Origin of the sequence: Microbacterium sp. 77mftsu3.1 (assembly GCF_900100525.1) — a bacterium.
In the GTDB taxonomy this organism is placed as follows: Bacteria; Actinomycetota; Actinomycetes; order Actinomycetales; family Microbacteriaceae; genus Microbacterium; species Microbacterium aquilitoris.
The window spans coordinates 946,209-967,099 of the sequence record NZ_FNCR01000001.1 but is presented as its reverse complement, the minus strand read 5'-3'; the positions used below and the strand labels follow the sequence as shown (position 1 = coordinate 967,099).

Here is a 20,891-nt window from a genome sequence, read left to right as displayed (position 1 = left end):
GAGCGAGCACCAGGCGGCGAGACTGCACGTGTATGACGAGACCGCGATGCGGGGCCGCAGTCTCGAGGCCCACGTGCAGTCTCGCGGAGAGAGTTGTGCGCCGAAACGACGAAGGCCGCCCGGTCACCCGGACGGCCATCGTCGTTACGCGTTGCGTGAGGTCAGTTGTTGCCCCGCAGGATGGCGATCATGCGGAGGATCTCGACGTACAGCCACACGACGGTGACCATGATGCCGAAGGCGCCGACCCACCCGAACTGGCGGGGAGCGCCGTTGCGGGCGCCCTGCTGGACGAGGTCGAAGTCGAGCACCAGCGAGTACGCCGCCATGATGACGACGAGGATGCCGATGACGAGGCCCACCGGGAACGGCCCGATCCTCGCGCTGTGCAGACCGAACATCATGTCCTGGGGGAGGACATTCGTCCACATGAGGACGAGGTTGAGCAGCGAGAAGACCATGTAGCCGACCATCGCGATCATGAAGATCTTCGTCGCCTTCGCAGAGGCACGGATCTTTCCGCTCGCGAACAGTGCCAGCGTCGTTCCGACGACGGCGACCGTGGCCAGCGTCGCCTGCATGACGATGCCGGGCCAGATGAACTCGAAGAACGCCGAGATGCCACCGACGAAAAGTCCCTCGAAGGCCGCGTAGGCGAAGATCAGGGCGGGCCGGACCTTCTTGCGCGACGTGAACGAGATGACGAGGGCGAGGACGAAGCCACCCAGGGCACCGATGATCCAGGGCATCATCGTCGGAACCGGGTTCTCGACGCTCACCGGAGCCAGCGTCCAGACCCAGCCGACGACGGCGGTGACCAGAAGGATTCCGAAGAGCATGAGGGTCTTGAGGACGGTGTCCTCAACCGTCATGCGGCCCGTGGCGGCGGACGAGGCGGTCGGAGCCGCGTACATCCCCTCGAGCTGGGCGTTCGACGCGACGTCGGCGGCCTGGTGCGAGGCTGCCGCGTAGTTCGTCTGGGCTGCCGGGGGAGTCAGGCCGGGGCGCTGCTCCTGGAAGACCGGATTGTTGAAGGCAAAATTGCCGGACGCTGCCATTGTGTGTCTCACTCCAAAAGTCGACTCACAGCGCTGTGCTGTCGATCCAGCGTATCGGACCGTCATTCCGCGGGTGGGGACCCCCGCTGTGAGAGGACTATGAGGGTCATCTGGTGACGGCGCACGACAGCGGCCGATTCCGGTCCGCTCGCTAGCCTGGGCGCATGTCGCGCAGCCGTCCGCTCATCATCGGCCACCGCGGAGCCCCCGGCTATCGTCCCGAGCATTCCCTCGCCTCGTACGAGCTCGCCCTCGACCTGGGCGTCGACGCCGTGGAACCGGACGTCGTGTTCACGAAGGACGGCGTGGCCGTCATCCGTCACGAGAACGAGATCGGCTCGACGACGGACGTCGCCGACCATCCCGAGTTCGCGTCCCGCCGGACCACCAAGCGGGTCGACGGCAGCGACCACACCGGCTGGTTCGTGGAGGATTTCACCTGGGATGAGCTCGCCGCCCTGCGGTGTCGGGAACGTCTGCCGAAGCTCCGGACGCGCAGCGCCGACTTCGACGACCGTTATCCGATCCTTCGGCTGCGGACGCTCCTCGACCTGGTCGCCACGGCGGGCGACCGCGAGGGACGGGCGATCGGGGTCGTCCTCGAGATCAAGCACGCGACCTACTTCGCCTCGCTCGGGTACGACGTGGCGGCCCTCCTCACGGCGGAACTGCGGAGCGCGGGGTGGGACAGCGGCGTGCGGCCGCTCGTGATCGAGTCGTTCGAACAGCACATCCTGCAGCGGATGCGGGACCGCGGCATCCGGGCCCATTTCATCTATCTGCTCGAGGCGGAGGGCAGCGCGCACGATCTCCTCGCCGCTCAGGGGCCCGACGCGCCGACGTACGCGGAGCAGCTCACCGGGGCGGGCCTCGACCGGCTGGCGCGGGAGGTCGACGGCATCAGCCTCGACAAGCGCCTCATTCTCGACGATCCGCGCGGCGATGACGGTGTCGTGGCCGAAGCCCATCGCCGCGGGCTCGACGTCTACACGTGGACGTGTCGACCCGAGAACGCGTTCCTCTCCCCGTCCTTCCGGCGCGGGACCACCGATGCGGCGTTCGGGGACTGGGAGGGGGAGTGGCGGCGCATCGCGGATGCCGGCGTCGACGGGGTCTTCGTCGACCACCCGGACCTGGGGGTCGCGTTCTTCGGACGCTCAGGTGCCGATCGGTAGAATGGATGCCGGTGCGTCAGCACCCCGTGTAACTACCTGATCCGTGGAGAGTCAAGGCGGCACGACGCCTCGTCTGCACGGAGGTCACACATGCCCCTCACCGATTCGACGCCGGTGCGCCCGGTGGAACGCGACAGCCCGATCCGCACCCTCGCGGCGAGCATCGGCATCGGCTACTTCGCCATCGCTCTGATCGCGCGCCTGCCGTACGCGATGATCGTCGTCGGCGTCCTCACGATGGTCGTCGACGCCCGCGGGTCCCTCGCCGTCGGCGGGCTCACCTCTGCGATGGTCGGGCTCGGCACGATCGCCACCGGCCCGCTCATCGGCGCCGCCGCAGACCGCTGGGGTCAGCGCCCCGTGCTTCTGCTCGCGGCACTCGTCCAGAGCCTCGTCCTCGTCGCGCTCGTGGCCGTCGCCTACGGAGACACCCCCGAGGGGATGCTCCTGCTCGTGTCGGTGCTCGCCGGTGCGACCGCACCGCAGGTGTCGCCGATGTCGCGCGCCCGCCTGGTCGGCGCGATCGGCCGGATGCGGTTGGCGCGGGGTGCGCACGGCCGGCTGCAGGAGTCGACGATGGGCTACGAGTCCGCCGTCGATGAGATCGTCTTCGTCTTCGGTCCCGTCCTCGTCGGCGTCGTCGCCATCGCCGCGACTCCGGCCGCGCCCGTGCTCGCGGCCGCGGCGCTGACGCTCGTCTTCGTCACCGCGTTCGCGTTGCATCCGACGGCACGCACCGCCGGTCACGCGTCCGAGGCGGGCGACCGCGAACCTGCGCGGCGCATCGCGCGTCCCGGCATCCTGCTCGCCGCCGGCGGCACCCTCGCGACCGGGCTCTTCTTCGGGGCCATGCTCACGTCGCTGACCGCTTTCGCCAAGGCCGGCGGATTCCCCGAGCAGACCGGCATCCTCTACGGGATCATGGGCATCGGGTCGGCGATCCTCGCCCTCGGGGTCGGGCTCCTGCCGCGCCGGTTCGCGCTCGCGTGGCGGTGGATCGCCTTCACGACGATCCTGCTCGTCGGCGCCGTCCTCGCCGCCGGTGCGACGGGAGTCCTGTCGATGGGATGGGCACTGGCACTCGCCGGGTGCGGCATCGGCCCCACCCTTGCGACGCTCTACGCGCTCGCCGCCGCCCGCTCGCCGCGCGGGCGCGAGGCCACCGTCATGGCCGTCCTCGGGTCGTCGGTCGTCGTCGGTCAGGCGCTCGCGAGCATGATCGTGGGCTCGCTGGCCGAGTCGGCGGGCCCCTCGGTCGCGCTGTGGGCACCCGTCGTCGCCGTCGTCCTCCTGCTGGTGTTCGGCCTTCTGAACCTCCGGGTCGGTCGGATCCGCCCCTGATCGGACACCGCCACCCCCTAGGGTGAGCGCATGACTAATGCCGGCATCGTCGCCGAGGGGGTGCGACGGTCCTTCGGGAACGTGCATGCCGTCCGGGGCGTCACCTTCCAGGCGCCCGAGGGCGCGGTCACGGGGCTCGTGGGCCCCAACGGCGCAGGTAAGACGACGCTGCTGCTCATGCTCGCCTCCCTCCTCGCTCCCGACGCCGGCACGATCCGCATCGGGGGAGTGGATCCCGTCGCAGAACCGGCTGCCGCGCGCGCGAAGCTCGGCTGGATGCCCGACAGCCTCGGTGCCTGGCCGTCCCTCTCGGCGCGGGAGACGATCTCGGTGACCGGGCGGCTGTCCGGACTGAGCCCGGCCGCGGCGACCTCCCGAGCCACGGAGCTGCTGACGACGGTGGGGCTCGAGACGCTCGGCGACGCTCCGGCCCGAGTCCTCTCGCGCGGCCAGAAGCAGCGGCTCGGACTCGCGCGGGCCCTCGTCCACGACCCGCAGGTGCTGCTCCTGGACGAGCCGGCATCCGGTCTCGATCCGCAGGCGCGCATCGACCTGCGACTCCTCCTGCGCGCCCTCGCCGCGGAAGGCCGCACCGTGCTCGTGTCGAGCCACATCCTCTCCGAGCTCGAAGAGGTCGTCGACGACGCGGTCTTCATGATGCAGGGCGAGACGGTCAGCTCCGAGCGCGTCGCTGAAGCCGCGGGCCGCGCGCGGACGTGGCGGATCCGCCTCGCCGGTCGAGACGGCGTCTCCGCAGCCCTCCCCGTCGCACAGGCTCTGGGACTCGACGTGGCGACGCTGCCGGTCGACCGGCGCGACGTCCTCGTCAGCTTCGAGGGGGATGCCGCGGCGGCGGCCGGGCTCACCGCCCTCGTGTCGGCGGGGCTCCCGGTCGCTGAGTTCTCCGCGGCCAGCGGCATCCTGGAACACACCTTCCTCGACCTCGAAGGAGGTGCGCGATGAACGCCTCGCGCCTGTGGACCATCGCCCGCCTCGACCTCACGCAGCGCATCCGGACGATCTCCTGGTACGTCCTGCTCGGCGTCTTCGCCGTCGTCCTCGTCGGAACGACGGCGCTCTCGTTCCTCTCCTTCTCGTATCTGGACGATTCCGGGCCCGGCGTCTACTCCGTCGTCGTCCTCGTCACGCTGCTGCTCATCGTCCTCGTCTCGCCGACCCTCAGCGGCAACTCGATCAACGGTGACCGGGATGCCGCGACGCTCGCACCCCTGCAGGTCACCCAGGCCACGACCACCGAGATCGTGCTCGGGAAGTTCCTGGCGGCCTGGCTCACGGGACTGACGTTCGCCGCCGTCGCCGTTCCCTTCCTCGTCATCGCGACGTTCGGCGGCGGAGTCGAACCGATCACGGTCCTCGCATCGACCGCCATCCTCGTCGCCGAGACCGGTGTCGTCGCCGCGTTCGGCACGGCGCTCAGCGGCGTCCTCGCCCGCCCGCTCTTCTCGGTCGCGGCCACCTACCTCGTTGTCGCCGCCCTCACCATCGGGACCCCGATCGCCTTCGGGCTGATCGGCTCGAGCATCGCCTCCGAGCGCACAGAGCGCTACCTGACGGCGCAGTACGATCCGACGACCGGCGCGCCCATCTGCGAGGACGGAACCACGAACTGCGCCAGCGACCTGTCGCAGCAGGTCTGCGAGGAGGAGGGGCCGCCGACGACCTCTCGGATTCCCCGCTTCGACTACGTGTGGTGGATCCTCGCCGCGAATCCCTTCGTCATCCTCGCCGACGCGACACCGAGCGGGTTCACCGTCGACGGGTATCCCGACGACCTGTTCGGTCAGACGAAGTACGCCGTCCGGCAGGCTCAGGTCGCCCCGGATCTCGATTACGTGTACGACGAGTGCGACCCCGAGCAAAACGGACCGACGGCGGAGGAGGTCGTCGCTTCGACCGTGCCCAGCTGGTTCATCGGGCTGGGCGGTCAGGTCATCGTCGCGACCCTCCTGCTGTGGTGGGCGGTCTCGCGGACCCGCACGCCCGCGCGGCGTCTGCCCCCGGGGACGCGCATCGCCTGAGCCGCGCGTGAGGATCCTCTCATCTGCGCACATTCTTCTTGGGAGATCGTCAGGGGGTGCATAGCCTCCAATCAGCCTCGGCTGCGGCATCCGACTGGGATGTTCCGCGACAGCCCCGCCGAGCGCTCTTCCCAGAAGGAAAGGCGGTCCCCTTTTGCACCGACGCATCTTGGCAGTCGCGGGCGTCCTCGCGCTCTCGCTGCCCGCGACCGCGGCTCTCGCCGCGACCCCCGATGAAGACCCCACTGCACGCTTCGACCGCAGCACGTCGGCGGGAGCGATCGACAGCTCCTTCCGTGCTGCCGCGATCGATCCCGATCGCCAGGTCTCGGTCGTCATCGAGATGGAGGGCGATCCCGTCGCCGTCGTCGAGGCCGAGGAAGGCCGTTCGCTGAGCAAGAGCGAGCGCACCGACGTCAAGAAGGACCTCAAGGCTGCCCAGGACAAGATCCGTTCCGGGATCACCGAGCGCGGCGGGAAGATCCGCGCGCAGATGCAGTCCGCTTACAACGGCATCCAGGCCACCGTGCCCACCGCGCAGCTCGATGACGTCGCTGCGCTCCCCGGCGTCGTCGCCGTCCACCCCGTCGTCACGCACGAACTCGACAACGCCGTCTCCGTGCCGTTCCTCGGCGTCCCCCAGGTGTGGGAGAGCACCGGCTACACGGGCAAGCGCGTCAAGGTCGCCATCATCGACACCGGCATCGACTACACCCACGCCGGCTTCGGCGGCCCGGGGACAGTCGACGCGTACAAGGCAGCGGCAGCGGCATCCGACAAGCCGGCCGACCCGGCCCTGTTCGGTCCCAAGGCTCCCCGCGTCAAGGGCGGCATCGACCTCGTCGGCGACGCCTACGACGCCGGCGGCACGGGCGACGCGCTCGTCCCCAAGCCCGACGCGAACCCCCTCGACTGCGAGGGCCACGGTTCGCACGTCGCCGGCACCACCGCCGGCTCGGGCGTTCTGCCCGACGGGTCCACCTACAAGGGCCCGTACGACGCGTCGACCCCGTCCGTCGACTTCGGCATCGGCCCCGGCGTCGCCCCCCAGGCCGACCTTTACGCCGTGCGCGTCTTCGGCTGCGACGGCTCGACGGACATGACCATCCAGGCCATCGACTGGGCCGTGGACAACGGCATGGACGTCATCAACATGTCGCTCGGCTCCTCGTTCGGACGCGGCGACGACCCGAGCGCGGTGGCTGCGGCCAACGCCGTCGGCGCCGGCGTCGTCGTGGTGGCCTCGGCCGGCAACTCCGGCCCGAGCCCGTACCTCACCGGCTCGCCCGGCAGCGGCGACGGTGTGATCGCCGTCTCGGCGGTCGACAGCACCGCGACCTTCCCCGGCGCGCAGCTGACCGTCGGCGGCAAGGCGGTCGAGGCGATCAACGCCAACGGCGCCTCGCTCAAGGGTCTCGGCACGCTGACCGTCGTCCGACTCACCGACGACCCCGCGACCACGGCCAACGAGGCGCTCGGGTGTGCGGCATCCGACTACACCCGCGTCGGCGTGAAGAGCGGCGGCAACCAGATCGCGGTCTCCCAGCGCGGCACGTGTGCGCGTGCGGCGAAGGCGATCTTCGCCCAGCAGGCGGGTGCGAAGGCGGCTGTCATGGTCAACTCGACCGACGACCTCCCGCCCTACGAAGGAACGATCGACGAGAACCCGGACGACGGCACGCCCTACGACGTGACGATTCCGTTCCTGGGTGTCCGTTCCTCCAGCGGCGCGGCCTTCGTCAACGGCGCGGCCGTGACGATCAAGGGCAAGACGATCGCGAACCCGGCCTTCCGCAAGTACGCGTCGTTCAGCTCGTCGGGTCCGCGCAGCGGCGACAGTTCGATCAGCCCCGATGTGGCGGCCCCCGGCGTGTCGATCTCGTCGGTCGCCGTCGGCACCGGAAGTGCCCCCAGCGTCCTGTCGGGCACGTCGATGGCTGCCCCGCACGTGGCCGGCGTCGCCGCGCTCACCGTGCAGGCGCACCCGAGCTGGAACTCCGAGCAGATCTCGGCAGCGCTCGTGTCGACCGCGAACCCGGAGGGTGTGGACGGCATCGATCCGACCCGCGGCGGCGTGGGCCTCATCGACACGGCGCAGGCGGTCGCCACGAAGGTCACGGCGACCGGTGACAGCTTCACGACCGAGAGCGGCAAGGTCCGCGAGGCGGCGCTGAGCTTCGGTTTCGACGAGTCGGACGGCACCATCACCGGCTCGAAGCGGGTCACGGTTCGCAACGACGGCAAGAAGCCGGTGACGTTCGCCGTCTCGACCGCGCCGTCCGCGCAGTCGCTGAAGGCGAAGCTCACGGTGAGCTCGAAGAAGGTCACCGTCGCCGCCGGCAAGACGGCGTCCGTGCGCGTCGCGGTCTCGATCCCGGCATCCTCGATCCCGGGTTCGCTCTCGGGCGACGACCAGTTCTCGTTCTCGGAGGTCTCCGGTGACGTCGTCCTGACGGCGCCCGGCTCGACCCTCCGCGTGCCGTACCTGCTCGTCCCGCGCTCCAACAGCGACGTGACGGTGAAGGGTTCGCTCACGTCGCGCGGTCGGGTCACCGACGCCGACCGGACCCTTGAGCTGCGCAACGCCAAGGGTGCTCTGGATGCGGCGGCCGACGTCTACACGTGGGGCCTGTCGGACAAGAAGGATGCCCCGAAGGCGATCGCCGACACCGGGTACGACCTCCGGGCCGCCGGCGTGCAGTCGTTCGCGACGGCGGGTGGCGACCAGCTGGCCGTCTTCGCGGTCAACACGCACTCGCGCTGGTCGAATGCGGCATCCAACGAGTTCGACGTCGTGATCGATTCCGACCGCGACGGCAAACCCGACTGGGTGGTCCTGTCATACGACTCGGGCGCGGTCCGCGCCGGAGACGTCGACGGGGTGGCCGAGGTGTTCGTCCAGAACGTCAAGACCGGCGAGCTGGCACCCAGCGGGTACCTCGCTCAGGCTCCGACCGACAGCAGCACGATCCTGCTGCCGGTGAACCTCGCCGACCTCGGCATCACGGGGCCGTTCGCCTACACGGTGCAGTCCTTCAGCGGGACGACCGACGGCAGCGACTCGTTCGCCGGAACGGCCACGTACGACCCGAGCAAGCCCGCCATCAGCAACGGCCAGTACGAGGTCGTGCCGAAGGGCGGCACCGCCTCGGTGACGGTGCGGACGAATGCAGGGGCCTACGCCGCGCAGAAGCCGCTCGGCGCGATGGTGGTCGTGGTCGACAACGAGTCGGGCGCCGACGAGGCGCTGCTGGTGAAGACCCAGTAGCGATCGCGAAGGTCACGGAGGGGGCGGTGCGTCGATGGACGCGCCGCCCTCTTCGGCATCCGTCGTCAGCGCTCGCAGAGTCGAGGCTCGTCGCCGGTGCCGAAACGGTAGTCGAAAGTGCGGTCGTCCACTCGGACGACGACGCGGTACCCGTCCACGAGCGCCTGCGTGTAGGACATGCCGGGGGCGGGGCAGCCCAGGGCGCCGCTCGAGAACTGGACGCGCTCGGCGGAGACGACGTCCGGCTCGCCCGTCACGCCGCGGGCCGAGAGATCGGCCAGGAGGGCGTCCCATTTCGCCGGCGGCAGGTCCGCGGCCGAACCGGTCGGCCCGAGAGGTGCGGGGCTCGCCGTGCGGAACGGCGGGCGGCTCGAGGTCGGGTTCTCGCCGGGGGCGGGCATGGCGGGTCCTTCCGTCGCGCACGCGGTGAGCATGAGGGCTGCCCACAGGAGGGTGACCGCGGCGGCTGAGCGAGATGTGCGCATGAGGAGACCTCCTGCGCCGAGGCTACGCGCGTCCCGCGCTTCGGGGGAGGGGGTCGCCTGCCCCGTGATGCGCGTAACCTGAGCCGATGATCCCTTCGGCCGCTCGGACCGCCCTGGACGTCGTCGACTGGCGCCGACGCGTCTTCGCCCTCTACGCAGACGTCCGGGCAGCGCCACATCCCGAGGCGGGCCACGAACTGTGGCAGCACGGGCGTAACGAGCTGCTCGCGCACCACCCCGCGACGCCGATCCTGCCGGAGCACCGGGCGGACTTCGACTCCGTCCCGGTCGCCCCTTACGACCCGGCGTGGCGGTTCGAGCTGCCTCTGCTGCCCACGGAGCCCGGCGGGTTCGAGTTCGCAACCGGGACGGACGGGGTGGTTCCCTTCGAGCGGGTCGCCATCGTCGACCTGCCCGACGTGGGGACGCTCGACGTCTGGCGCCTGACGACGTACGGCGGCGGGCTGTTCATCCCTGTGCGTGACGCTCTGGCGGGCAAGCCGGACGGCACCTATGGCGGAGGTCGGTACCTGATCGACACGATCAAGGGAGCCGACCTCGGGACGGATGCCGAGGCCGGCACGATCGTGCTCGACCTCAACTTCGCCTACAACCCGTCCTGCGCCTACGACCCGGCGTGGGCCTGCCCGCTCGCTCAGCCCGGCAACGTCCTGGCGGTCGAGGTCCCGGTCGGCGAACGCTACGCGGGCGTCTGATCCCGGTCGTCCGGACCTCGGCGTCGGGCGCGCCAGGCTGCCCACGCGCCGGTCGACCACAGGGCGGCGAGGACGAGGAGCGGTTGGAAGAGCAGGCGAATGCCGCGGGCGAGGTCGGTGTCGAGCCCGAAGGCATCGGTGCCCCGGACGAACTGCTCGATGTTCCCGGGGAAGATCGCGATGAAGAACGCTGCGACGATCCATCCGACCGCGACGCGATACCGTCCGATCAGCAGGGCGAGACCGAGCGCGATCTCGACGATCCCGGAGGCGACGACGACGACGTCCGTGGGGAGCGGCAGCCACTGCGGGACCTGGGCGACGAAGTCGTCGCGCGCGAAGGTCAGGTGAGCGGTGCCGGTGAAGACCAGCCCCGCCCCGAGCAGCAGACGGGTGATCGTTCTCGGTGCGCTCACGGATCGAGCGTAGCGAGATCGGGCCCTGCGGGGGCGCTCTCGGACTGGACGCGACGGCGGGAGTCGAAACTTCGGTTGCGATGATTTCGGCGCTGCCGGAGGAGCGCGGAATCACGCGGGTTGGGCCGTCCTGCCGCGGAAAGTCAGGGGAGTGCGGGCTGCGCTCGAGTCTGGTGTCGTTCGGTTCTGATCAGTGGAACCGGTCTGGATCTGCGCGGGTTGTGTCCACATGGTGTCCACGTGCCTGTTGAGAGCGTGGACTCATTCCGGCGCGACGATTAGGTTCGGCAAGCAGGTCGCGTCGCTTGATCCCATCCGGTGGAGTGGAGGACGTACTACATCGAGAGGATTCCGAGGTCCGCGAGGTGGGGCTATCCCGCGAGTCGCTTCATCTGAAGGCCGAGGGCACCCTCGATCGCAGACAGGAACGACAACCATCGATGTTCCCAATCATCAATCTCAGGAGAAACCGCCCTGAGAAAGTCAATCGCATTTGACTTGCGGTCATCCTTGATTCGGAATGGCTCGAGGTCGCCCGACGAATCGACGGAGTATGTCTGAAACCAACTCGAGTGCTGGTTGTGCATCTCCTTCACCGCGGCGTCCGGGAAGAGCCCCTCGACAGCAAAACCATTGCGCACCGATACGAAATCTCGATTCGGGTCGAAGGGGACGTCCTTCTGGCCGAAGTATTGCTGGAGATTCTGGCGTGACTGTTGGCCAGCAGCATCCCCGTCGAACACGGCAACGAGAGCGCGCTCGTCACGGATCGGAGCATAGGTTGCCTTTAGAAACCCCTCCAGCTGTTTCACGCCGCCGAAGTCCTCCAGGAGGCTCGAACGCAACATCGGATAGGTGTGTCCTTCTGGGTCGAGCAAAGACAGCGCCCACCGGATCAGTTCCTTATCGCTGGGCCCCTCCACAAAGACGTTAGCCTCGGCCAAGTTGTAGTAATCAGAGAACTGCACGCCGAGGGATCGCCGAATGCGTTGGGTGGCTTCAGCGTGCGACCGGAAGTCGCTGACCACGGTGCGCCGACTGACCGCGTCGAGATCGACGCCTTGGGCGAGCCTATGATCGGTGGGAACAAAAGCGAGCGAATGGGTAGTGGTGACTACAGTGCTCGAGCTAGACAATGTCTCCAAGACGGAGTACAGCGCTTTCGTGAGCTCCGGATGCAGATATGACTCGGGTTCCTCAATGAGCCAGATTGGAACTCCATCGACAAGCTTCTCTTGTTCGGTAATCCAGGCGAAGGACGCGAACAACACAGTCGACTGAATCCCCTGACCCTTCTCGCTTAGCGTTGTGCTGCCGGGATCGGCGAGCATCAGCTCGAAGCCTGCTAGTAGATCCGTAGAACGCGCGGGTAGTCGAAAGCTCGACTGAATCGCGGAAAGTCCGACAGCATTCAGCTCGTCGTTCAGGCTTTGTGCGACGCTATCGAGCTCTGCCTGGATACCGTCGAGATGCGGCGCAATCGCCTGGAACGCTGCATGAGTGACGAAAGGCTTCAACAGATCGTCGTAGAGGCTCGTGATGCTCTTCGCAGAGGGAACGTAATGCACGCGGAACGTGCCGAGAAGCAGCTCAACGAGTTGCTTCTGTTTCCGGCTGAATGTCGGCCGATCAGCCACCGGAACCTTCACGTTGCCGAAGACCCGGTACACGGGGGTGTCGTTTGCGCCGGTGAAGTACAGGTTGACAGTGAACGTGTCTGAGTCGCGAGTGGTTCCGACGATGGCGTGAAGTTCGTCGAGGAGCGTAAGAATCTCAGTGTCGCGCGAGTGTCCGTCAGCGGTGAAGCTAGCCACCAGGCTCGTCTGCTGGGACCCCGCACCGAACGTCAGATCGCTCGCGCGCCGGTAGTTGAGGACGTTCTCGTAGCCGGTGAAGAACATCTGTACGGCTCGAAGCAGATTCGTCTTTCCACTGTTGTTGGGGCCGACCAGCGTCGTGCCCGGCAACAGCGACAGCCTCTGTTCGGGGCCGACGGTTCGGTAGTTGCGAACACGCATTTCATTCAGGATCAAAGCAGTCCTCTCCAGATCCCGATCGTAACGGCCGCCGGCAAAGAACCCCGCGCTAAGGCTCTGCATGGCGACGCCCCCACTGATGCGAGCTAAACGCATCGAGCCTCTAGCGGATTGAGGAGCCCGCAGCTCGGCGAAATGGCAGGCGGCCAGCGCACCAGTTCAAGCGGGCAACTCGCCCGACGATGCCCTCGGCGCCTCGGCTGGCAAGTGGTTGCGTGCCAAGCGCATCCCGCGTCATTACACGCCGGCGGGTCGGCCCACGTTCGATGTCATCCCGACGAGCCACCCAGCGGCCCTCGCCTTCTGGACCCAATCCGATGCGGTGCGTTCGGGAACATCTAGTTCCAGCGCGATGAGCTTCACGGGTGGCAGGTCGGCCAGCGCGGCCGTGCCGTAGAGAATCTCGATGACCTCCCATCGCTCGCCCTTCATCCCTCGCTTCACGACGGCCTGCGCCATCCATGGCGGGATGATGCGGCCTTCCGCGGTGGTGAGGTCCGCGACTGTCGTCCACGGCACATTCGGATCATCGTCGAGCTGGAGCGCGATGCAGTGGGGGATCGCGACCTGCAGAATCGCCTGCGGCGCTGCGTGCTTCAAACGGTCTTCGTTGAAGTCGTCAGCGATCGCCCGGTTGACGATCGTGGTGATGACGTAGCGGCCGCGGGTCGCGCTGTAGTGCGCTTCGATCGTCGTCTCGACGTCACGACGAAGTCGACCGACTCGCCCGCGCTGCCGGGTCGGCGCACGCGACCATCGTTTACGCAGCGGCATACACAGGCCTGCGGTGGGGTGAGCTTTCGGCGCTCCGCGTGCGTGATCTCGACCTTGACCGCCGCCGACTTTCGGTCAACGAGAACGCTGTGCGGGTCGGTTCCGAGCTGCACGTCGGAACTCCGAAGACCCACGAGCTGCGCTCCGTCGGCTACCCCAACTTCCTCGCAGAGCCGCTCGGCGCGCTGACCGAAGGCAAGAAACCTCGCGCCCTGCTGTTCGGCGAAGGCGACGAGTACTTGCAGCGGCCACGTTCTTCCGGCACGTCGCGTTCATGGTTCATGCGTGCGCTCGCCAATGCCGGCTTGCCTCGGATGACGGTGCACGATCTGAGGCACACCGCGGCGTCGCTCGCGATTGCGTCGGGAGCGAACGTGAAAGCGGTCCAGCGGATGCTCGGACACGCCTCCGCAGCCATGACGCTGGACGTGTACGCAGACCTCTTTGATGACGACGTCGATGCCGTTTCGGCAGCGCTCGACCAGGCTCGTACGACCGCGATTGTGTCCAAACCGCGTCCACTAGCGCATTCTGACGCTGACTGAGCGGTTACGATCCCTTGAAAACACTGGGATCGGGGCCCCTTGGGAGTCGACGCGACGGCGGGAGTCGAACCCGCTGCACATCCGGTATGACCCGGTGCCCGGGACCACCCGGACCGTCGCGATGGAGTCACGCTAACCCGGACGGCGGACATCACCATGGGGGATGACCGGAGATGACGCGACGTGTCGTCGCGTGACGAAGGTCAGTCCTTCTTGCCCTTGCCCTTGTCCTTCGTCTTCTCGCCGTGCACCGCGGAGTTCTCGTTCGCGTGCTCTTTGGCCTTCGGGTTCGCGTTCTCCTGAGCGGCCTGCCCGGGTGACTTCTTCGCCGAGCCGGAGTTGCCCTTCGCCGAGCCGGACGTCTCGGAGGTGGTCGTCGTCGTGTCTGTCGTCGTCTCGGTGGTCGCCGTGGCCGGATCGGTCGCCGCAGGCGTGGCCTGCGGGATCACCTCATCTGTCGCGTCGAGGGTGACGACCGCGGTCTCGCCCTCGTCCGAGACGAGTTCAGCGGGAGCGGGCGCCGTCGGCTCGCTGATCGTCTCCTCGGGGGCGGGGCGACCGCCCGGCGTGCCGTCCGCCCACCACGCCCCGAAGGCGATGAGGTGGATGACGGCGGGGCATCCGGACGATGTCGGTCGGCAGGGACCGGGCGCGATACGCCACCTGTCCCGCCGTCGGACGATCGGCGGGGTCCCGCGCGATCATGTCGCCCAGGAGGCCGGACCAGTCAGGACCGAGCCACGAGGGGATCTCGGGCGTCTGCACGAGGCGGGCCATGACCCGGCCGATCCCCGACGCCTCGGGGAACGCCCGTTCGCCCGTGATCGTCTCGAGGGTGAGCAGGCCCAGCGCGTACACGTCGGCGGGCGGGCCGGCCGGTTCACCGCGGACCTGCTCGGGGGCGAGATAGGCGGCCGTCCCGATGACCGTGCCGGGGGTCGTGTGGCGCGTGCTGTCGGCGAGGTAGGCGACGCCGAAGTCGGCGAGCTTCGCCCAGTGCCTGCGGCCGGGCACGGGCGACGGTGCGAGGAGAACATTCGACGGCTTCACGTCGCGATGGACGATGCCTGAGTGGTGCACGACGTCGAGCGCCGAGGCGAGCTCGCCGACGAGGCCGGCGGTCTCGGCGGCATCCAGCGGGCCCTCGTGCAGAGCTGCGGCGAGCGACTCGCCCTCGACGAACTCCATCACGAGGTACTCCGGCTGGCCGGGCACGATCTTCGCGTCGTACAGGGTCACGAGCGAGGGGTGATTCAACGAGGCGAGCAGAGACATCTCGGTGCGGGCTCGCGGCAGGATCGCCGGGTTCTCCGCTTCGGTGCGCATGATCTTGATCGCGACGGTGCGCCCGAGGATCACGTCCTCGGCGCGATACACACGGGCCATCCCGCCCTGACCGACGCACGGACCGAGGACGTACCGCCCATCCAGCATGCCCGTGGTCACAGGCTCGTCGGAGGGTTCGGTCACGGCGACTCCTGCTGCTACTGCGGACGCTGCGCGTCCGTCCACACGTCGCCCGGGTACGACGACACCGTCGAACGTAGGGCTCCGAGAGTCTCAGGTCTGGCGGGTTGACTCCGTCGGGGTTTGGTGCTTCGTTTCTTGATACCTCTTTCGGATGATGCCGGCCGGATGTCCCCGATGATGGGATGTGGTCATGTATTTCCCCGTGCACGTCTCCGACCGGATGCGACGGTTCGCGGAAACTCCTGGGGAAATCAATGCTTCGTATACATATACTCCGTATGTGATTTCTCGTCTCCGCAGTCGCGCATCGACGATGCTTGTCGTGGCGGCGTGGATCGGGTTCGGCGTGCCGCTCTTCCTCTGGGCCGTCGGCCAGGGGACGCCCCTGTCGATCGCGTTCGCGGCTGCGAGCGCCCTCACCTGGATCGCGGGCGGGCGAGCGGTCGCGCTGTGGCTGCGCTCATCGCCGCCCGCGCTGGTCCCGCCGCCCGCGACCGGGCGGGGGGCGGAGCGCATCGCCCTGCTGGTCTGCATCTGCGACGACCTCGACGAGCGGGCGGTCGTCCGCAGCTCCCGCCAGGACGTCCCGGTCGACGTCGTCCTCCTCGACGACTCGAGGGATGCCGCGACGGTGGCGCGGGTCGATGCGCTCGCCGCGGCTCACGGCTGGCAGGTGATCCGCCGCACCGAGCGCTCCGGCTTCAAGGCGGGCAACCTGAACGCCGGGCTCGCGCGCCTGGGTGGCCGCTACGACGCGTACCTGATCTGCGACAGCGACGTCGTCCTCGACGCCGGGGTGGCGCGGGTCTGCGGAGCCGCGCTCGCCGACCCCACGGTGGCCGTCGCGCAGGCGTCGCCGGCGGCATCCGTCGGACGGACCCGGTTCGCCCGCTACTTCGGGCCGCTGCTGGCCACCCACCTCGGCGTCACTCGGCGCGGTCGAGGAGCGCACGGGGTGACCGCCTTCCTCGGGCGCGGTGCGCTCGTGCGTGCGGCGGCCGTCGAGGATGTCGGCGGGTTCCCCGAGGCCGTCGCGGAAGACCTCGCCATGACCGTGCGGCTCCGCCGCCGCGGGTGGCGGATCGTCGACGCCGATGTCGCGTTCACGGAGGACTACCCGATCGACTACGCCGCGTTCCGTGTGCAGATGCGGAAGACCGCCGAGGGGGCGGTCGAGTTCCTGCGCCGCCCGGGCCGGATGCGGGGGCTCCGCATCCGGGAAGGCCTCGACCTCGCGCTCGAGACGGCCCTCGTCCCGGTGACCGCCCTGGCGGGAGCGGCGACCCTCGTCACCGGCGCCGCGCTCGCCGGCACCGGCACGCCCCCGCCGCTCTGGGTGATGCTCGTGTCGGCGTCCGCCGCATCCGCTCCGCTGCTTCCCGAGGCGGTCCGCCGCGCCCGCGCGCAACGGGTCGCTGCCGGCGTCGCCTTCGCCCTGACCGCAGGTCTCCTCTACGCCTCGACCACGTTCGTCGTGCTCGCCGCCGTGATCCGCACCGCCCTCGGCCGGCGCGCGACCTTCTGGGTCACGCCGAAGACGACCTCGCAGCGCGGCATCGGCGCGACGGCGGGCCTGCTGCGCGATGAGCTCGTCCTCGTCCCGCTCCTCGCGGTCAGCGCCGTCCTCGTCTCGGGATCGCTCGTCGCGGTCGCCGGTCCGATCGGTCCCGCCGCGCTCGCCGCGGTCTTCGCGGTGGGGATGCTGCGGCCCCGCTCCCGTGCGGACCGCACCCTCGCCCCGATCGTGTCGGCGCGTCACCTGGCGGCCGTGCCGCACCGTACGCTGTCGGCCGCGCCGCGACCGGCGCTCCCGACGCGGTCGCGCACCCTCGCCAGCTGACCCGCGTCGTACGACCTCGCACGCGCGGATGCAAGGGGGCGGCGCGCACGACCTCGCCGCGGCTACCGTGCCGGGATGCCCCGCACCACCCCGCGCCTGACCGCCGCGCAGCTGGCACTGCGCCTCCGCAGGGCCGGCGGTGACGTCTTCACGTCGCGACGGCTGATCCTCGCGCTGAAGACGGCGGTCGCGGCGGCGATCGCCTGGTTCTTCGCGCCCATCGTGCCCTTCGCCGACGCCGACTACTCCTACTACGCGCCCCTCGGCGTCCTGGTCAGCATGTACCCGACCGTCGCGGACTCGGCGCGCGCCGGCCTCCAGTCCCTCATCGGGCTCGCGTGCGGCATCGCGATCGGCTTCGGCGGCCTCGCCATCGTGGCGGCGGGAGCGCCCGGCATCGTCGCGCTCGGCGTCGTGGTCCTGGTCGGTGTGGCGCTCGGCGGCATCCGTGCCCTCGGCGTCGGCCGGGACTGGGTGGCCCTCGCCGGGCTGTTCGTGCTGCTGCTGAGCAAGAACGACCCGGACGGCTTCTCGACGTCCTACCTCGCGACGATGGCCTTCGGCGTCCTGATCGGCGTCGTGGCGAACTTCGTCCTCGTGCCGCCGCTGTACCTGCAGTCGGCGCGCGACCGGCTGTCCGAGCTGCGCGCCGCCGTCGCCGCCGCACTCGACCGCGCGGCGGACTCCGCGGCGAAAGGGGCGCCGGACGCGGCGAGTCTGAAGGAGGATGGCGAGGCGCTGGCCGAGATGGCCATCGCCGTCGCGGCGGATGTGGACGAGGCATCCCGCTCCGAGCGGGCGAACCTCCGCGCCCGCGGCGTGGGCGGTGTGCACGACGAGAACGCGCAGCGGTGGTGGGGGCTCGAACGGGCGACGTACCTGACCCGCGACCTGCTCGACGTGCTCGCCCAGCACGAGCGGCTCGACGCGCGCCACGGCGACCCCGCTCGGCTCGAGGACGCGCTCCGCCGGGTCGCGGAGCTGATGGCGACCCCACCCGTCGACGACGAGATGACCGCGAGAACGGATGCCGCGTGGCGCGCCGTCGACGCCTATGCGGCATCCCTACCCGCCCCCGATGCCGCCGAGGACCCGCATGATCAGCCCGGTCTGTGGGTCGCCGCCACGCTTGGGCGCATCACCGACATCTCGCGACGGGTGTCCGACGCGCTCGCCTGATCGCGCTGCGGACGGATGCCGGGAGTCGATGTCGGCAGTCGAACGTAGACTCGTGGGGACATGAGCGACTCCATCAAGCCCGTCATCGTCGGCGCCGGAGCGCCCCGTCCCGCGGGCGATTCCCGCCCCGACGAGGACCTCCTCGCCGGCCTCAACCCGCCGCAGCGCGAAGCGGTCACGCATCGGGGCCCTGCCCTGCTGATTGTCGCGGGTGCGGGGTCGGGCAAGACGAGCGTGCTGACCCGACGCATCGCGTCGCTGATGCGCACGCGCGAGGCCTACCCGAGCCAGATCCTCGCGATCACCTTCACCAACAAGGCCGCGGGCGAGATGCGCGAACGCGTGCGTCAGCTCGTCGGCGACAACGCCCAGGGCATGTGGATCTCGACGTTCCACTCCGCGTGCGTGCGCATCCTTCGCCGCGAGGCCGACCAGTTCGGGTTCACGAAGAGCTTCACGATCTACGACTCCGGCGACTCGCGCGCGCTCATCAAGCGTCTCGTCAAGGAGCACGAGGGCGACTCGTTCGGGTTCACCCCCGCCGCCGTGCAGGGGCGCATCTCGAAGCTCAAGAACGAGTTGGCGGACGCCGAGTCCTACGCCCGGCAGGCGAACATGAGCGATCCCGCCGAGCGGGTCTTCGTCGACATCTTCGCGGACTATCAGCGCTTGCTCCAGAAGGCGAACGCCTTCGACTTCGACGACCTCATCGCGCAGACCGTCTACCTCTTCCGCGCCTTCCCGCACGTCGCCGACGTGTACCGCAAGCGGTTCCGGCACGTCCTCGTCGACGAGTACCAGGACACCAACCACGCTCAGTACGCCCTCATCCACGAGCTGACCCGGCCCGTCGTGGGCAAGGCGGGCGACGCGTTCTCGAGCGGCGGGATGATGATCTTCGAGCCCGACGAGGCCCCTGAGATCGAGGGCGCGTCGCTCACCGTGGTCGGCGATTCCGACCAGTCGATCTACGCCTTCCGCGGCGCCGACATCCGCAACATCAGCGAATTCGAGCGGGACTTCCCGGGCGCGAAGGTCGTCCTCCTCGAGCAGAACTACCGCTCGACCCAGAACATCCTGTCGGCCGCGAACGCCGTCATCGGCCACAACTTCGACCGCAAGGACAAGAAGCTCTGGACCGACGTCGGCGACGGCGACCCGATCATCGGGTTCACCGGGTACTCGCAGCACGATGAGGCGCAGTTCGTCGCCGACGAGATCGAGGCTCTGCATCGCAAGGGCGTCGACTACTCGCAGGTGGCCGTGTTCTATCGGACGAACTCGCAGTCCCGTGCGCTGGAGGAGATCTTCATCCGCTCCGCCGTCCCGTACAAGATCATGGGCGGCACGAAGTTCTACGACCGCGCCGAGATCAAGGACGCCATGGCGTACCTCATCGCGGTGGCGAACCCCGCGGACGAGATGGCGGTGCGCCGCATCCTGAACCGGCCCCGTCGCGGCATCGGCGACGTCACCGAGACCTCGATCGCCCGGTACGCGGCATCCGAGGGCATCACCTTCCGCGACGCACTCGCGAACGCATCGGCGCTCGGTGTCGGCGCGAAGGTGCAGAAGGCCATCGCCGAACTGGATGCCGTCCTCGTCGAGGCATCCGAGATCATGCTGCCGAGCTCGGGTGAGATCGCGCCGTCGACGTCGGTGACGGAGGGGCTCCGCGTCCTGCTCAACAAGTCCGGCTACTACGACGCGCTGCGGATTTCGAAGGACCCGCAGGACGAGGCGCGCGTCGAGAACCTCGACGAGCTCGTCGCCGTGACGCGCGAGTTCGCCCGCAACAACCCCGACGGCACGCTGCTGGACTTCCTCACCGAGGTGACGCTGGTGTCGGATGCCGACGACCTCGACGACGCCAGCGGTTCGGTTTCGCTCATGACGATGCACACGGCCAAGGGCCTCGAGTTCGACGCCGTCTTCGTGACCGGCGTCGAAGAGGACCTCATCCCGCACCGCATCTCGGCGGGGGAGCCTGGCGGACCGCAGGAGGAGCGGCGTCTGTTCTACGTGGCGCTCACCCGGGCGCGCAAGCGTCTGCACCTCTCGCTCGCGATGACCCGCGCGCAGTTCGGCGAGGTCTCGGCCGCGATGCCGAGCCGGTTCCTGCAGGAGATCCCGCACGAGCTGATCGACTGGCGCCAGTCGCCCGGCGACGTGAACTCGCGCGGCGGGACGCCGTCGCGTGCGCTGAACGGCCGGCCCGGAGGCGGCTCCCGGTTCGGCGGATCCGGATCGAATCGGTACGGCGACGACCTCGTCCCGCTGCCGAAGCGCGAGAAGTCCGATGCCCTCGCGAAGTTCGCCAACCGCATCCCGGCGAAGATCCGCGACAACGGTGACATGGAGCTCGCGGCGGGGGACCGCATCCGTCACGACGACTTCGGCGAGGGCAAGGTCGACATGGTGACCGGTGAGGGCGCGAAGCGCGTCGCTCACGTCCGCTTCGACACCGCAGGCCCGAAGAAGCTGCTCATCAAGGTCGCCCCGATCACGAAGCTCTGAGCGTCGCGCGACCCGCGTCGTATCGCGCGTAC

17 protein-coding genes are annotated in these 20,891 nt (G+C 69.1%); 10 read left to right on the top strand and 7 right to left on the bottom strand.

Annotation, left to right across the window (positions count from 1 at the left end):
• Positions 1-161 precede the first annotated feature (161 nt).
• On the bottom strand, positions 162-1,058 hold the full coding sequence (locus tag BLR68_RS04840) for a Bax inhibitor-1/YccA family protein (protein ID WP_018188919.1): 897 nt from the start codon (positions 1,056-1,058) through the stop codon (positions 162-164).
• 164 nt (positions 1,059-1,222) lie between these two features.
• Here BLR68_RS04840 and BLR68_RS04835 point away from each other — a divergent pair, with 164 nt between their 5' ends.
• The 5 genes from BLR68_RS04835 (at position 1,223) to BLR68_RS04815 (ending at position 8,881) form a co-directional block, all read left to right on the top strand.
• Positions 1,223-2,233: a glycerophosphodiester phosphodiesterase family protein gene (locus tag BLR68_RS04835; protein ID WP_018188918.1), complete on the top strand. Its 1,011-nt coding sequence runs from the start codon at positions 1,223-1,225 to the stop codon at positions 2,231-2,233.
• A 90-nt stretch (positions 2,234-2,323) separates the two neighbouring features.
• Positions 2,324-3,574, top strand: coding sequence for an MFS transporter (locus BLR68_RS04830; RefSeq protein WP_018188917.1), 1,251 nt, complete (start codon positions 2,324-2,326; stop codon positions 3,572-3,574).
• 30 nt (positions 3,575-3,604) lie between these two features.
• On the top strand, positions 3,605-4,537 hold the full coding sequence (locus tag BLR68_RS04825) for an ABC transporter ATP-binding protein (protein WP_018188916.1): 933 nt from the start codon (positions 3,605-3,607) through the stop codon (positions 4,535-4,537).
• The gene (locus tag BLR68_RS04820) at positions 4,534-5,613 is read left to right on the top strand and encodes an ABC transporter permease (protein ID WP_018188915.1); all 1,080 of its coding nucleotides are present in this window, start codon (positions 4,534-4,536) and stop codon (positions 5,611-5,613) included. The genes BLR68_RS04825 and BLR68_RS04820 overlap by 4 nt, the downstream gene beginning before the upstream one ends.
• A gap of 169 nt (positions 5,614-5,782) precedes the next feature.
• Positions 5,783-8,881 (top strand): S8 family peptidase, encoded by a 3,099-nt coding sequence (locus tag BLR68_RS04815; RefSeq protein WP_018188914.1) that lies wholly within the window; start codon positions 5,783-5,785, stop codon positions 8,879-8,881.
• Between the two features lie 65 nt (positions 8,882-8,946).
• On the opposite strand, the gene BLR68_RS04810 is transcribed toward BLR68_RS04815, so the two are convergent.
• On the bottom strand, positions 8,947-9,366 hold the full coding sequence (locus tag BLR68_RS04810; protein ID WP_018188913.1) for a hypothetical protein: 420 nt from the start codon (positions 9,364-9,366) through the stop codon (positions 8,947-8,949).
• Positions 9,367-9,452: 86 nt separating this feature from the next.
• Between BLR68_RS04810 and BLR68_RS04805 the strand changes: the two genes are divergently transcribed.
• Entirely contained in the window at positions 9,453-10,082 is a 630-nt protein-coding gene (locus BLR68_RS04805; RefSeq protein ID WP_018188912.1) for a DUF1684 domain-containing protein, read from the top strand.
• Here the strand turns inward: BLR68_RS04805 and BLR68_RS04800 are convergent.
• The 3 genes from BLR68_RS04800 to BLR68_RS04790 all read right to left on the bottom strand — a co-directional run bounded on the left by BLR68_RS04800 (position 10,067) and on the right by BLR68_RS04790 (position 13,308).
• On the bottom strand, positions 10,067-10,498 hold the full coding sequence (locus tag BLR68_RS04800) for a DoxX family protein (RefSeq protein WP_018188911.1): 432 nt from the start codon (positions 10,496-10,498) through the stop codon (positions 10,067-10,069). The two genes, BLR68_RS04805 and BLR68_RS04800, sit on opposite strands and share 16 nt — an antisense overlap.
• A 371-nt stretch (positions 10,499-10,869) precedes the next feature.
• Entirely contained in the window at positions 10,870-12,597 is a 1,728-nt protein-coding gene (locus BLR68_RS04795; RefSeq protein ID WP_018188910.1) for an ATP-dependent nuclease, read from the bottom strand.
• A gap of 174 nt (positions 12,598-12,771) precedes the next feature.
• On the bottom strand, positions 12,772-13,308 hold the full coding sequence (locus tag BLR68_RS04790; protein WP_018188909.1) for a hypothetical protein: 537 nt from the start codon (positions 13,306-13,308) through the stop codon (positions 12,772-12,774).
• On the opposite strand from BLR68_RS04790, the gene BLR68_RS04785 reads away from it, so the two are divergent.
• Positions 13,290-13,853, top strand: a complete 564-nt coding sequence (locus BLR68_RS04785; protein ID WP_256335320.1) for a tyrosine-type recombinase/integrase — start codon at positions 13,290-13,292, stop codon at positions 13,851-13,853. The genes BLR68_RS04790 and BLR68_RS04785 overlap by 19 nt on opposite strands.
• A 203-nt stretch (positions 13,854-14,056) precedes the next feature.
• Here the strand turns inward: BLR68_RS04785 and BLR68_RS04780 are convergent, their stop codons facing one another.
• On the bottom strand, positions 14,057-14,302 hold the full coding sequence (locus BLR68_RS04780) for a hypothetical protein (RefSeq protein ID WP_018188907.1): 246 nt from the start codon (positions 14,300-14,302) through the stop codon (positions 14,057-14,059).
• A 55-nt stretch (positions 14,303-14,357) separates the two neighbouring features.
• Positions 14,358-15,323 carry a serine/threonine-protein kinase gene (locus BLR68_RS04775; RefSeq protein ID WP_051082861.1) on the bottom strand — a complete coding sequence of 322 codons (966 nt, stop codon included), beginning with the start codon at positions 15,321-15,323 and terminating at the stop codon, positions 14,358-14,360.
• A 280-nt stretch (positions 15,324-15,603) separates the two neighbouring features.
• Here BLR68_RS04775 and BLR68_RS04770 point away from each other — a divergent pair, with 280 nt between their 5' ends.
• The 3 genes from BLR68_RS04770 (at position 15,604) to BLR68_RS04760 (ending at position 20,859) form a co-directional block, all read left to right on the top strand.
• Entirely contained in the window at positions 15,604-17,163 is a 1,560-nt protein-coding gene (locus BLR68_RS04770; RefSeq protein WP_256335314.1) for a glycosyltransferase family 2 protein, read from the top strand.
• 75 nt (positions 17,164-17,238) lie between these two features.
• Positions 17,239-18,342: an FUSC family protein gene (locus BLR68_RS04765; protein ID WP_018188905.1), complete on the top strand. Its 1,104-nt coding sequence runs from the start codon at positions 17,239-17,241 to the stop codon at positions 18,340-18,342.
• Positions 18,343-18,402: 60 nt separating this feature from the next.
• A complete protein-coding gene (locus tag BLR68_RS04760; RefSeq protein ID WP_018188904.1) occupies positions 18,403-20,859 on the top strand; it encodes an ATP-dependent helicase in 2,457 nt (818 codons plus the stop codon).
• Positions 20,860-20,891 lie beyond the last annotated feature (32 nt).

Excerpts from the sequence above, each read along its gene's own strand:
- BLR68_RS04810 (WP_018188913.1), bottom strand. The coding sequence starts at position 9,366 with ATGCGCACATCTCGCTCAGCCGCCGCGGTCACCCTCCTGTGGGCAGCC.
- BLR68_RS04835 (WP_018188918.1), top strand. The coding sequence starts at position 1,223 with ATGTCGCGCAGCCGTCCGCTCATCATCGGCCACCGCGGAGCCCCCGGC.
- BLR68_RS04790 (WP_018188909.1), bottom strand. The coding sequence starts at position 13,308 with ATGCCGCTGCGTAAACGATGGTCGCGTGCGCCGACCCGGCAGCGCGGG.
- BLR68_RS04765 (WP_018188905.1), top strand. The coding sequence starts at position 17,239 with ATGCCCCGCACCACCCCGCGCCTGACCGCCGCGCAGCTGGCACTGCGC.
- BLR68_RS04805 (WP_018188912.1), top strand. The coding sequence starts at position 9,453 with ATGATCCCTTCGGCCGCTCGGACCGCCCTGGACGTCGTCGACTGGCGC.
- BLR68_RS04830 (WP_018188917.1), top strand. The coding sequence starts at position 2,324 with ATGCCCCTCACCGATTCGACGCCGGTGCGCCCGGTGGAACGCGACAGC.
- BLR68_RS04840 (WP_018188919.1), bottom strand. The coding sequence starts at position 1,058 with ATGGCAGCGTCCGGCAATTTTGCCTTCAACAATCCGGTCTTCCAGGAG.
- BLR68_RS04825 (WP_018188916.1), top strand. The coding sequence starts at position 3,605 with ATGACTAATGCCGGCATCGTCGCCGAGGGGGTGCGACGGTCCTTCGGG.
- BLR68_RS04795 (WP_018188910.1), bottom strand. The coding sequence starts at position 12,597 with ATGCAGAGCCTTAGCGCGGGGTTCTTTGCCGGCGGCCGTTACGATCGG.
- BLR68_RS04760 (WP_018188904.1), top strand. The coding sequence starts at position 18,403 with ATGAGCGACTCCATCAAGCCCGTCATCGTCGGCGCCGGAGCGCCCCGT.
- BLR68_RS04820 (WP_018188915.1), top strand. The coding sequence starts at position 4,534 with ATGAACGCCTCGCGCCTGTGGACCATCGCCCGCCTCGACCTCACGCAG.